10 protein-coding genes and 1 tRNA gene are annotated in these 12,596 nt (G+C 63.5%); 6 read left to right on the top strand and 5 right to left on the bottom strand.

Translation table 11 applies throughout. The features are described 5' to 3' along the window. The first annotated feature begins 19 nt into the window (after positions 1–19). The 5 genes from JOF56_RS04420 to JOF56_RS04440 all read left to right on the top strand — a co-directional run bounded on the left by JOF56_RS04420 (position 20) and on the right by JOF56_RS04440 (position 8,025). A complete protein-coding gene (locus JOF56_RS04420) occupies positions 20–1,492 on the top strand; it encodes a DUF3375 family protein (protein WP_209634748.1) in 1,473 nt (490 codons plus the stop codon). Next, the gene (locus JOF56_RS04425) at positions 1,489–2,163 is read left to right on the top strand and encodes a DUF4194 domain-containing protein (RefSeq protein ID WP_209634750.1); all 675 of its coding nucleotides are present in this window, start codon (positions 1,489–1,491) and stop codon (positions 2,161–2,163) included. Before JOF56_RS04420 ends, JOF56_RS04425 begins: the two co-directional genes overlap by 4 nt. Further along, complete coding sequence (locus JOF56_RS04430) at positions 2,160–5,561, top strand: ATP-binding protein (RefSeq protein ID WP_209634753.1); 3,402 nt, start codon at positions 2,160–2,162, stop codon at positions 5,559–5,561. The genes JOF56_RS04425 and JOF56_RS04430 overlap by 4 nt, the downstream gene beginning before the upstream one ends. Continuing rightward, entirely contained in the window at positions 5,561–6,736 is a 1,176-nt protein-coding gene (locus JOF56_RS04435; RefSeq protein WP_209634755.1) for a Wadjet anti-phage system protein JetD domain-containing protein, read from the top strand. Before JOF56_RS04430 ends, JOF56_RS04435 begins: the two co-directional genes overlap by 1 nt. Before the next feature lie 197 nt (positions 6,737–6,933). Beyond that, a complete protein-coding gene (locus tag JOF56_RS04440; RefSeq protein WP_209634758.1) occupies positions 6,934–8,025 on the top strand; it encodes a PDDEXK family nuclease in 1,092 nt (363 codons plus the stop codon). A gap of 84 nt (positions 8,026–8,109) precedes the next feature. Here the strand turns inward: JOF56_RS04440 and JOF56_RS04445 are convergent, their stop codons facing one another. The 3 genes from JOF56_RS04445 to JOF56_RS04455 form a co-directional block, all read right to left on the bottom strand. Beyond that, complete coding sequence (locus tag JOF56_RS04445; RefSeq protein ID WP_209634761.1) at positions 8,110–8,733, bottom strand: hypothetical protein; 624 nt, start codon at positions 8,731–8,733, stop codon at positions 8,110–8,112. A 188-nt stretch (positions 8,734–8,921) separates the two neighbouring features. Further along, positions 8,922–9,173, bottom strand: coding sequence for a helix-turn-helix domain-containing protein (locus JOF56_RS57650; protein ID WP_245378143.1), 252 nt, complete (start codon positions 9,171–9,173; stop codon positions 8,922–8,924). 561 nt (positions 9,174–9,734) lie between these two features. Continuing rightward, positions 9,735–9,807: transfer RNA gene (locus tag JOF56_RS04455), tRNA-Ala, on the bottom strand. A 98-nt stretch (positions 9,808–9,905) separates the two neighbouring features. Here JOF56_RS04455 and JOF56_RS04460 point away from each other — a divergent pair. Beyond that, positions 9,906–11,213: a phenylacetate--CoA ligase family protein gene (locus JOF56_RS04460; RefSeq protein WP_307854916.1), complete on the top strand. Its 1,308-nt coding sequence runs from the start codon at positions 9,906–9,908 to the stop codon at positions 11,211–11,213. On the opposite strand, the gene JOF56_RS04465 is transcribed toward JOF56_RS04460, so the two are convergent. Both JOF56_RS04465 and JOF56_RS04470 read right to left on the bottom strand, forming a co-directional pair. Further along, the gene (locus JOF56_RS04465; RefSeq protein WP_209634763.1) at positions 11,199–12,002 is read right to left on the bottom strand and encodes a DsbA family protein; all 804 of its coding nucleotides are present in this window, start codon (positions 12,000–12,002) and stop codon (positions 11,199–11,201) included. The genes JOF56_RS04460 and JOF56_RS04465 overlap by 15 nt on opposite strands. 5 nt (positions 12,003–12,007) lie before the next feature. Next, positions 12,008–12,481, bottom strand: a complete 474-nt coding sequence (locus tag JOF56_RS04470; RefSeq protein WP_209647999.1) for a MauE/DoxX family redox-associated membrane protein — start codon at positions 12,479–12,481, stop codon at positions 12,008–12,010. Between the last annotated feature and the right edge of the window lie 115 nt (positions 12,482–12,596).

Consider the following 12,596-nt stretch of genomic DNA (forward strand, 5'->3'; position numbering starts at 1 on the left):
TCTGGAGCTAGGAGACAAGGTGGTGGCGTCGACTGGTGTGACTCCGGAGGAGATAAAGGGTGCGCTGCTGGGCAATGCGACGCTGAAGTTGCTGAACGCCTACAGCCGTGACTGGGTTCTTCCGCTGTTCGCCGAACATCTTGAGCATGTTGATGGCTCGGTCTCGGCGGAGTGGTTCCACGAGCGCGTCGCTGAGGCTCTTGATCAAATTCCGGATTGGCAGGGTGATCGTTCGCCGGCGGAGCACTGCCGGAAGTGGGTTGAGTCGCGTTGGCTGGAAACTGAGACGGAGTCGGGGCGTCTTCGTTACCGGTTGTCGCCGCATGCCTTGCGGGCGCTGCGGATCGTGCGGGAGATTGTTGAGGGCGAGAGCAGTGTTTCCGGGGCGCGGTTGGGCAGCATCGCCCATGCGGTCCGTCTGCTCGCGGACATGACGAGTCCGGACCGTGAGGTGCATGTGCGCCGGATCGATAAGCAAATCGAGGAACTGCAGCGCCTGCGCGAGGAGATCGCCACCGGTCGAGTGCGGCTGGCAACCATGGAAGAAATGCGTCAGCAACTGCGCGAGATCCTTGCCATGACCCGCTCGTTGCCGGCGGACTTCCAGCAACTGCACACGCTGATCGAGGACCGGCATCAGAGCGTCGCGCAGCATGCGATGAGGGACGGGCCGACGAAGGCGGAACTGGTTGAGGAGTATCTTCACGAGAACGACCTGCTCGCCAGGACGCCCGAGGGCACGGCTTACCTCGGATTTTCCCAGATGTTGATGTCGACGCGGCAGGCACATGAGATCCGTGACGATGTTGATCAGATTCTCGAGCAGGATTTCGCCAGGGACCACATGACGCCAACGCAGCGCGAGCAACTGGAAACAATGTTCGCCACGCTGCTCGCGGCTGAGCTGCGCGTGCAGAAAAGCTACGTGCGGTGGACGGCCTCGTTGCGTCGATTTCTCACTCGTTCGGCCCATGGTCGCCATCGTCGACTGCTGAGCCTGGCTGATCGCGCACTGCACACTGGTGCGGCTTGGGTGGCACGCGATCCCGGTGCTCGTACCCTGGACACCGATATCTTACGAATAGGACCGTATGCGATCACGGACATCTCGCAGACCCAACTGTGGCGAGACCTCGGTCCGCAGCAGGTAACGGTTGTTGTTGCTCCGCAGGCGGTTGCCCTCCCGGAGACGGACAGGGCGGCGCTGCGCTTGGCGGCGGGTACGAGCCGTCGTGCGGTGTCACGAACCATCAACACCTTGCTGAGGGACCGGCCGGTCGTCACCGGGGCAGAGGTCTACGAGGCGACGCCGGCGGAGTTCCAGCGGTTGGGCGCTCTCGTGACTCTGCTTGACCTCGCGATCACCCACGGTCAGGTGAATGTCAGCATCGGCGAGCATGCGACCATCACTGGCAACCGCGAGCAGGCATTGCGTGTCGTGTTTCCCCATCTGGTTTTCGATCGTCTCATCGATCTTGAGGAGGGCTCGTGAGCCCGGACTGGGGAGACGTCGACCAGGATGTCGATGCCTTTGGGGAACGCGACGGCGAAGCCCCCGGGCTGCCCCAAGACGCCAAGCGCGCGCTGGTAGTCCTGCTGAGGTCCCGGTTCGTGTCGCGGGCACAAAACCGGCCGACGTGGGATTCGCTCCTGGCATACGAGCAAGAGATCACTGAACGGCTCGCCGACCTGTTCCTGGAGTTGGTGATCGACCGGGACTTGGAGGTCGCGTTCAAACGGCAGGGTCTCGATGAGGACGCACCGAAGGTCCTGCGGCGAGAGAAGCCGTTGTCTCGGGACGCCTCGTTCCTTTTGGTGTTCCTTCGGCAGGAGTGCGCATATGCCGCCACCGACGGCCCTGCGGTGGTCAATCGTTCCCAGATAGAGGAGTTTCTCCGCGCGTATCGGGAGGAAGGCGACGGTGACCGAGCGAAGTTCGAGCGCCGAGTAAACGCGGCGATCGGCGCACTCAGTGATCTGAAGCTGCTGTCCGTCGATCAGGACGCCAGCTACCTGTTCACGGTGTCCCCAGTGTTGATCCCGTTGGTCGGAGTCGACGAGCTCACCCGGCTCGAGGCCGCCTATCTGCGCGGGATGGACACAGCCAGTTCGCCGGCACACGATGCCGACGACGGCCCTCTTGAGCCGGAGGAACAGGCATGACGAGTGACGGCGACCGAGGGCAGTTCCGCATCGAGAAGGTCCAGATCCTGAATTGGGGTGGGTATTCAGGATTGCAGGTGATGCACGTTGGCAGGGTCGGCACGGCGATCTTGGGTCCCTCCGGCCGCGGCAAGTCAACGCTGCTCGACGCGATGGCTTCGGTGATCATGCCGAACCCGCAGGAGTTCAATCAGGCAGCCAGGGATGACAAGCGCGGGAAGCGGGAGCGCACTGTCTACAGCTACGCCCGAGGGCACACCGACCACAGGCGAGACGAGAACAAGCGGTCCGGCATGACGACCTACCTGAGGCCGCCAGGAGTGCCGGGTTTCGTCAGCGGCACGGCGATCACATGGGCTGACGAGACTGGCGGGCGGGTAACGGCTTTCCGTCTTGCGTGGGTGGCGCCGGATACGGACGGAACCGAGGCGATCGGCGCCAGCACGATGTACGGCTTCGTGCTTGACGGCTTCGATCTGGCCTGCCTCGACGGGCTCACCGGGGTGCGGGTTGGCGCGTCACCGCTGTCGAAGACCTCGCTCGAACGTCTCATCGACACTGCTCGTGGTGACCTCGTCGATTCTTCGCAGGGGCGTATCCATGCCAAAATGCGCACCGCCATGTCCATGGGCCGCACCGACGAATCGCAGCGGCTGGCCATGCACCTGCTGCGCCGGGCTCAGGCGTCGAAAGGCATCTTCAACATCAACGCGCTCTTCAAGGAGTTCGTGCTGACCGAGCCGCTCGCCATGGCTCGGTGGGACACCGCACTGGAGGCCTACCGAGAGGCAGCCAAGCTCTACAACGAGTTCGAGTACGCCCGCAAACGCCTGAACACCCTCAACAACCTTCCGAGTTTGGCGGAGCGATACTGGGCCGCGGGCAGTGACTACGTCCTCAAGCAGCGCCTGCTCGCGGAGCCCACGCCAGGCCAACCGTCCCGGCTGTGTGTCTGGCACGCGGGAAGAATCTACGACTGGGCTTCGACCAAGATCGACGACAACAGGCTCGCGCACGCCGAACTCGACGAGAAACTCCAGGCGGCAGAACTCCTCGACAAAAGGGCGCAGGACGCGTTCGACGACATCCTGGACACCTTGAAGGCCGCTGGGGGTGATCGGACTCAGACGCTCACGATCCAGCTAGAGATGGCGAACACGAAGCTCAGCCAGATCGAGCAGCATCGCGCGAAGTTCACTACCCGTCTCAAGGAGTTTCGACTGAACCTGCCGACGTCCCAAGGGGATCTGACGCTATTGCGAGAGAGCATGGCGCAGATCGTCCATGAAATGCGCAGTCGACTGGGTAAACTCAATCAGGACGCGCACGAGACTCAGGCGGACTTGGCCAACCTCCGGCGGCGCATCAAATCCCTGACTACGGAGATCGAACAACTCAAGCGGCGACGCAGCAATATCCCACCAGACGCCGACGAACTCCGTGTCCGAATCGCCCGCGGGGCCGGAGTTCCCATCGAACGGCTCCCATACGTTGGCGAACTGATCCAGATCAAGCCGGAACATCGCGGCTGGGAGCGAGCGGTGCTCAGCGTGTTGCGAGGGCTGGCGACCCATCTCGCCGTTGATGAGAACGACCTGTCCGCGGTACGCGGCTACGTCAACAACAACGACATGGGCCAGGCCATAACTCTCGCGCGCGTTCCGGTCGTCCGAGCAACGGCATACCCCATCGACAACACCGTTCCGGCATTGCTTGACATCGCCGATTCGCCTTATCGCGACTGGCTTTTGAGCGAGCTCATCGAGCACTATTCCTACTGGTGCGTCGAAAGCGACACAGACCTTTCCAGGCCGCAACCTTCCGAAGCACGCGGAGCCGTCACTCGCGCCGGAATGCGCACCGGTGCTCGCGGACGGTTTGTCAAGAACGACCGCAAGAGTCCCTATGGCTGGATTGGCTGGGACAACCAGCAACTGCGCGCCGACCTGGCCGGCGATGTCGAATCTCTGCAGCGCGAGCATCCATCAGTCGAACAAAAGGCCGAGACAGCGAGCGCAGCTCGGGACGCCTGCCGGGACAGCATCAACCGGCTTGAGGCACTGCAGGTCGAAATTACCTGGTCGAGCATTGACCTGGCGCCCGTGCAAGAGCGGGTGGACGATCTCGAGGACCAGCTCACCCGCTCCGACACCCCGGAAGCTCGTCAGTTGCGCAAGCAACTCGACGACGCACGTGTCAAGGCTGCCAAGACTGCCGCAGCTGCCGAAAAGATCAAGGACAAACAGAAAGAACTCGACGGCGAGTGGGCAGGCCTGGTCGACACCCAGGACGACGCGACCAGGATCATCGACAGCCAGCCGCGGCTGACCGACGAAGAACGCGCCACCCTCGCCGGCCTTCCATTTGCCGCACCAACTGATGCCAGCCCATCAGCAGTCAGACACAGCCGCCGTACTGCGAAAAACGACCTCGGCCATCAGATAGAACAGCACGTGAAAGATCGCCAGGCGTATGAGACGTCGGTGCTGGCGACGATCAAGGCGTACCGGAACATCGACGAGCGCACCGCCCGCGAGATCGACGAGACGATCGACAGCCTTCCTGCGCTGCTGGCCATCCACGAGCAGTTGGTCACCGACGACCTGCCCAGGGCCAAACAGAAATGGCTCGAGAAAGTCGATCAGGACTTGAACAAGCAGCTGCATGCCCTGCTGGTGCAGATCGACGAGGACGGACGGCAGATCCGGCGCGGCCTGAACCCGATCAACTCCGTGCTCCATGACGTCCCATTCCGGGAAGGATCCTCGCTGAGCATCGAAACGGTCGACCGGCCAAGCGCTGACCTCACGGAGTTCAAGAACATCGTCGCCCGTTACACCAGCAACACCCTCCTGCAAAACGTCGTACGCGATGCCGACCAGATCGAGAAGGATTTCCTCCGGCTCCGCCGTGGCCTTGCCCACCTCGAAGACCGCTCCCGCACCGGTGAGGCCTGGCGCCGGCGGGTGTTCGACGCCCGTGAGCACGTTGAGTTCCGCGCCATCGAGACCCGGGTCGACGGCGCCGAGATTCTCCATGAAGGCGTTTCCGGAATGAGCGGCGGCGAGGGGCAAGAGTTGATCGCGTTCATCCTCGGGGCCGCACTACGCTACCGCTTCGGTGAGGGCAGCGACGCGCCGCCAATCTACGCCTCGATCGTCCTCGATGAGGGCTTCGTGAAAGCGGACAGCGACTACACCGGCCGCGCGCTTGCCGCGCTTCGCGCGCTCGGCTTCCAACTCATCGTTGGCGCCCCACGCGAAAAGGCGACCGCCTTCGAGGACCACGTCGACACCGTCGCCTACATCAACACCGACCCGAACAACCACAACGGGGTGCGGATTTTCCCCATGACCATTGAGGAAGCCCTCCAGGTCGAGGACAAAGTGGCCCGCTGATGCGAACCCCCGATGACATCCTCGATCAAATCAGAACCCGCTACGACAACAACTGGCGTGACTGGCTTGTCATACCGCCTGGCGCGCTGTCTTTTTCCCTCGCTCCGCCCACCGCCCACACGATCGCCCACGATGCGGCCGCTGTCGCGACATGGCTACGCACCTGGCGGGAATGGGCGCACGACCACGCCACTGTCCACATGCGCACGGCGACTCGTCGCACCCTGATTGGTACTCAACAGATCTATACGCACGTGGATCTACACAGCGTCGATTCTCTGGTTGCCCTGATCCCTGATCTCGCGAAACGTTGGTACACGGCGACACAGCGCTACTCCAGCATCTCCGTGCTCGTCGTACCCCAGGAACAGCTGAAGCCCTACCTCGCCCAGATCGCCGCTCTCGACGACTACGACTTCAGGCTGCTCATCCGCGTTACCCAATGGTTCACCAAGAACCCGAAGTCAGGACTGACCATACGCCAAGTGCCCGTCCCCGGTTTGCACACCAAATGGCTCGCGCGGAACCGATCCCTCGTCCTGGCACTGCTGGGCCTACCACAGCTGAGCGAACCCGACGATGACGACCTCGATGTCCGCGATCTCGACGCCCTTGGTCTGAGGCTCCTCCCCACCAGCATCGACATCATCCTGACCGACCCGGAAGACCAGCGATCCTTGGGCGGCCTTCGGCACATTCGAGCACCGCTGGCGGAGATCGCGGGCCTTTGGCTGCGCCCACGGCACGTCCTCATCGTCGAGAACAAACAGTCAGCCCTTCCGGTCCCCGACTGGCCGGGTGTCGTCGTCATTCACTCGCTCGGCAACTTCCTGGACGCGCTTGCCGCCATACCGTGGATCACATCCGCCCAGGCCTGGTACTGGGGCGATCTTGACCGAGCCGGCTTCACATTGCTCTCCCGAGCCAGAACCCGCCTTCCTGGCATCACCTCCGTCCTGATGGACCGCGACACCCTCAGCCAGCACATCGAACTTGCCGTCATAGACCCCACTGGGCGCATCGATCCACCCGACTCAACCCTCACCATCGCAGAGCGCGAAACTCTCGCCGCACTCACCGATGAAGGCGGTCAACTCCGCCTGGAACAGGAACGGATACCTTGGAACTATGTCAACCACATCTTCGACAAGGTCCTAAGAGGACTGAGCCGGTGACCGTGCCCATGAGCACCGTCACCGCCCGGATCGTGTGACGGTCAGCCTCGAGTCCGTGAAGATCATTGAAGCGCTTCCGGCCCTGGACGAGCTACGAGTGGCCTAACATCGCACTTTGTCTCCCGCGAAGGTCACCGTGCGCCTTGGGAAGCCGGGACGGCAGCACGTATCGATCTGCCAGTGGGAGGACCGCGTTGGTGAGTCTCGAGTCGCTCCGCGGCTACGTCCTGGAGGAGGTGCTGGCGCGGCTCCTGTACGCCAACGGCTATCGCCTGTTGGTTTCCGAACAGCAGGACCCCGAGGCGTTGAGGCGTGGCGCACACGGGCTGCTGGTGCGTGGCCGTGGCGCGGATCACCAAGCCGATGTGCTCGGTGAGCTCACGTTACCTGTGCCGTTCTCGCTACCGTTGCGGATCTTCGTTGAGGCAAAGTATCGCGAGGGCAAGGCAAATCTTCGGGACGTCCGCAACGCGCACGGCGTTGTACACGACGTCAACGAGCAGTACGCGACAGCGGCGGTCGGTGCCCGCCCGATACCGATGCGGCGCTACCACTACCGATACACCTTGTTCTCCGCCAGCGGATTCAGCAGACCAGCACAGCAGTATGCCCTCGCCCAGCAGATTTCCCTGGTGGATCTGTCGAGTCCTGCGTTCACCGCGTTCCTGGACGCTGCGAACCGCACTGCCCACCGGTTGCACGAACTGGCTCAAGAAGTCCGCGTGGCGCCGTTTCCCAGCGGGCAGGTCCGCACCGCGCTCAGGCTGGCGCTTGGTACCTGGACTGCAGACGAGCCGGAAGGCCTGGATTCCGCGATTGATCTCCGCACGCCTGTGCGTCGAGCGTCGGAGCTGAACGCGGCACAGCGCGAGCCACAACAACTGCCTGCCGAACCACTTGCCCGTATCGCGGCAAACCTCGTCGAACGAGCGAGCGGGACTCTGCTCTTGGGTTTCCCCGCCGCTCCGTTCGTGCTGGCCTTGAGTCCCGACGATCCTGCAGCTCTTTCCGCCTACGTCGCACGTCACGGACCCGATGTCAGGGTGAACATCGAGTTCGCCACGCGGCGCGAGGTCACCGGCGATTGGGTGATCGTGCCTGCTGACGGCTCTCGCGCCTTCCAGCTCCGTTTCGCCCTACCGGCACTACTGGAGGATTGGCTTCTTCGTGACGATGGCGCGGCGGCGCTGCGCGCCCGTGACGTCAAGGCCGACTTGTTGTCCTCGATTGCGGTGTTCCAGGACGGTCGCCTCGTCCGGCTGCTGTTTCAGCCGCAGCGTCGTGGCTGAACGATCAGGATGCCATAACTTGAGCCGAGATCGCAGCGCAAGCCGTCTACTGGCTATCGGGGCGGGCATAGAACGTGTTCCCGGCTACGTGCGTCGCCTCCCCCGCCGAGTGAGACGCCGCGGATGCGGCCAGTAGATGGGTGGAAGGCTGTGCGGAAAACTGTGTTCTACGTACTCCACGTAGTCTTGACAGACTTTGCAGGTGAGGTCATCCGGTCGTGGCTTGTTGACCATGGTCAGGTGACCGAGTGTCTGTTCAAGGCCGACGTCCATGAGCTCCTCGTAGAACGTATGCGCCAGGTGCGGAATCGCAAGGGTGGCGCAGCGCGGACCGTCGGCGCGCTTCGGTACATGCAGGTCAAGGTCGTGCAGTAGCTCCAGGGGTTCTTCTCGGAGCCGGATGACTCGGTGTCCCGGCTCGGCCATGATCATCTCGGACTTTCGCCAGTCTCTGTCTTCGTGACCGGTGTGCCAGTAGGCGCCGTCGTACTCGACCACGATGGTCAGGCCGGATTCCAGATGAAATCCCATGTCCGACTTTCGCCCGCTGACTTCGTACGGTTGCTCGCCTCGGCTGAACACCTGCCGCAGCAGCGTAAAGAGGTCGCGCTCAACGCTCGATGTTCCGGCCCCGCTTTCCGCGACGCAGAAGGTTGGTGAGCATTGTGCCTGATACCGACCGATTGACCGCCCCTTGAAGTACCCCATGATCCGACGCTATCGGTAGGGACCGACAGCATTGCTCGACGAACCTACAGTCGGAGACCAGGGATGCCTTTGGTCCGAGGTCTTTCAGATCTGCTGGCCCTGAGTTGACCTTCCTACCGTGCTGAGCATCGCTGCTTGGAGGGCTGCCGAATGGATCAACGGAGCTACCTCCACTTAGTTGGTCCGGTTCAAGATCGAGATGGCTCGTGCGTGCCGCGCATCGTGACGCCGTGTTCGCTGAGTCGGCGTTGTACCGTCCTATGGTTGGTGTTCATGCGCTCGGCGATCTGGGCTGTGGACCAGCCGTCCTCGTAGAGTTGAGTGGCCTCGTCTACTTGGTCGGGCCGCAGGCCGGTTCGACGCATCGGTGTGTTGTGCCGTCGTAGTGTCCGGCTGACCGTCTTCCTGTCGATTTCGAACTGGTCGCTCAGTTCGTACACCGTCGCTCCGGCTTGGTAGGCAGCGATCAGCTTCGAGACCTGGTCAGGTTGGAGATGTCGTATACGGCCCGGTTTACTTCGTTTGACGGGTGGAGGAGTGGGCGTGGTGGGGTCGGGCAGCTTGTGGAGTAGCTTCTCCAGGGCTTCTACCTGGGGTTTTGTGTTGTAGTAAGTTCCCCCAAGGTCCGCCTGTGAGGACTTACTAAAACAGGGCCAAATCAACGCCCACAGTAGAATCCGACTCGCTCCGTTCCGCGACCACCGCCATCGCTGCGACCGGTCAAACAGCGGCCTAACGTCATCGACGCGACGAGTACACCGCCCATTGAACCCCGACACCACCGATCGGAGCCGCCCGTGGGCACTGGCCCACACAAAGATCTACACGAACGAAGTCGACATCCTGGAGCAGACAGGTGACCCTATTTCGTGACGTTGATCATCGTGCTCCAGATCTGCTCCAGATCTGTCGCCGACCATCCATTTAGGACCGAGAACCAAGATCAGCCTCCGAACCTGTTTACCCAGGTCAGAGGCTGATTTCTGAAAATTCAACAACTGTGGAGCTGAGGGGATTCGAACCCCTGACCCCCACACTGCCAGTGTGGTGCGCTACCAACTGCGCTACAGCCCCGCCGCGCTCTTTCGAGTGCTGGGATACCGTACATCACCCCGTGTGACCCGGGAAAACGGGGGGTCGCTTTGTGGGCTGCGGGGTGCTAGACCTCGGGGGTGATCAGCGATGATGGCGTGGTGGCACTGGTGGAGCCGGATGCCGAGGGGGTTGCTCCCCAGCTGCGGGTCCGGGTGCAGGAGCGGCGGCTGAGGCAGCTTGTGGACCGGGTGCTGGCGACGGGCAATCTGCAGGCGGAGCGATTGCGGGCGGCCGGCGTCACAAGCGGGATGGACGTCACACTGGGTGACCTTTCCCGGCTGCCGACGATCAACAAGGCCGATATCTGGGACAACTATCCGTTCGGCCTACAGGCGTCGCGGGACATTGTCTGCGTGCATGGCAGTTCGGGGACGGGTGGGCGGCCGACTCTTATTCCGTACACCGCTTCGGATGTCGAGGTTTGGGCGCGGGTGATGGCGAGGGCGTTGGGTGGGGCGGGCGCCACGAAGGCGAGCACTGTCCACAATGGTTATGGGTATGGGCTTTTCACTGGGGGGCTTGGGGTCCATCACGGCGGGATGTGGCTGGGCGTCACCGTCATCCCGGTCTCCGGTGGCATGACCGAGCGGCAGATCCGGCTCATTCAGGATCTCAAACCCGACATTCTGACCTGCACGCCCAGTTACGCGATCCATCTCGGTGAGGCCCTGAAGGGGCAGGAGACCTCGTTGAAGGCCGGTGTTTTCGGGGCTGAGCCGTGGACTGAGCAGATGCGCGCCCAGATCGAGGGGCTGCTCGGCATCCGGGCTCTGGACATCTACGGCCTGTCGGAGATCATCGGGCCCGGTGTCGCGTGTGAATCCCTTGACTCCGAAGGGATGTTGAACGTCGCCGAGGATCATTTCCTCGTCGAGGCGATCGGGCCGGACGGCGATCCGGTGCCGGACGGGACCCCAGGCGAGCTTGTGTTCACGACTCTCACCAAGACCGGGATGCCGTTGATTCGGTACCGCACAGGCGATGTGGCCTCGCTCGCCGGGCCGGTGCCTGGGAAACCGCGGACTCTGCGCAGGATGAGCAAACTCAAGGGCCGTACGGACGACATGCTGGTCATCCGCGGCGTGAACGTCTTCCCCACCGAGATCGAGGCTGTTCTCCTGCAGGACGAACGGGTCAGCCCGCATTACCTGGTGGTCGAGGACCGCCGGGACCCCCGGCGCAGTGAGTTGCGGATCGCGGTCGAGCCTTTCAGTGAGGCCGATCCGGGCCTGCAGGACGACCTGGTGCATGCGTTGCGGGAACGGCTGGGCATCACGTGCATGGTCAAGGTCCTGCGGCCTGGCAGCGTGCCCCGCACCGAGGTGGGCAAGGCACGCCGCCTGGCCAGGTGGACCGAAGGCGAGCCGCCGCTAGCCGGTCTGTGACGCGCCGACCAGGTTGTTGAGCCAGTTCGGGTCGCTGGTGTCGATGACCTTCTGGCCCACGGCGAGGGTCGGCGTGCCGAAGCCGCGCTGGCCGTTGTAGTCCTGCTGCAGGTAGTCCGTCTTGGCGACCTGCTGGTAGGCCTCGTCGACAGCCTGGTTGTACGTGCCATTCGCCACACAGGAGGAGAAGGTGGGCGACGTGATGCCGACGTCCTCCCCCAGCTTGGTCAGCTGGCTCTTGTCGTACCCGCGCGCGCCTTCTTCCGGCTGGGAGCCGAAGAGGCTGGCGTGGAACGCCGGGAACTTGCCCGCGTCGGCCGCGCACAGTCCGGCGTTGGCCGAGTCCAGCGAGTAGCCGGGCGGGTCCGAGCGGTTGTTGAGCATGTTCAGCATGTGGTAGCGGACTTTGACGGTGCCGTCCTGGATCTTCTGCTCGATCGGCGCCGCGTAGGTCTGCTCGAACTGGCGGCACGCCGGGCACAGGAAGTCCTCGTAGACGTCCAGGGTCACCTTCGCGGTGTCCTTGCCCACCACGACCGTCGCGCCGTCCCGGACCGCCGGGTAGTCCGCGGCGACGGTCTTCGCCGCGATCTGCGTGCCTTCGGTCTGGTTCTTCTGGCTTTTGGTGATCAGCACGCCTGTCAGCACCGCGGCCGCGATCACCACGACCACCGCGACGGTGATCAGGGCCTTGTTGCGGTCGCTCTTCGACTTGCGCGCCGCCGCCACCGCGCGCTGGGCGGCTTGCTCCTGCCGCCGCTTGCGCGCGTTGCGCTCGGCTCCTCCCACGTCCTTCAGTCCTCTCCGACTACAGCCGGGCGCCTGGTCAGCCAGCCGTCCATCGACAGCCAGCTGTGCGGCCGCACCAGCAACCATCCAGCGAGCACGAGAAAACCGATGTCCCGCGCTATCTCCTGTGGATACGCCGTCTGCCCGGCCGCGACCTGGCCGCCACCGCCGAAGCAGCCGCAGTCGATGGTCAGCCCACGGGCCCAGGCCTGCGAGATCGCCACGATGAACGCCAGCAGGACGATCGCCGACAGCGCCGCGGTCAGCCGCGTACCCAGACCGAGCAGCAACAGCAGGCCCAGCGCGAGCTCGACGAACGGCACGGCGGCAGCGACGACGCTCACAACGCCGCCCGGCAGTACGTCGTATGCGTGCACTGCGATGTAGGCCTGGTTCAGGTCGGCGGCCTTGATCCCGCCTGACACGAACCACACAGCCGCGAGCCCTAGCCGCGCTACCGTGCCTACGCCGTCCAGCACCCGAGGAGACGGTCGAACCACGTTGCTGAAGATACCCGGGCAAACTGAGTGCAGCCTGAGCAACGCGACCGCCCCGGCCCAGTTCCCGCCGTGACCGAATCGACGTGACACGATC

This window comes from Kibdelosporangium banguiense, assembly GCF_017876405.1.
GTDB classification, from domain to species: domain Bacteria; phylum Actinomycetota; class Actinomycetes; order Mycobacteriales; family Pseudonocardiaceae; genus Kibdelosporangium; species Kibdelosporangium banguiense.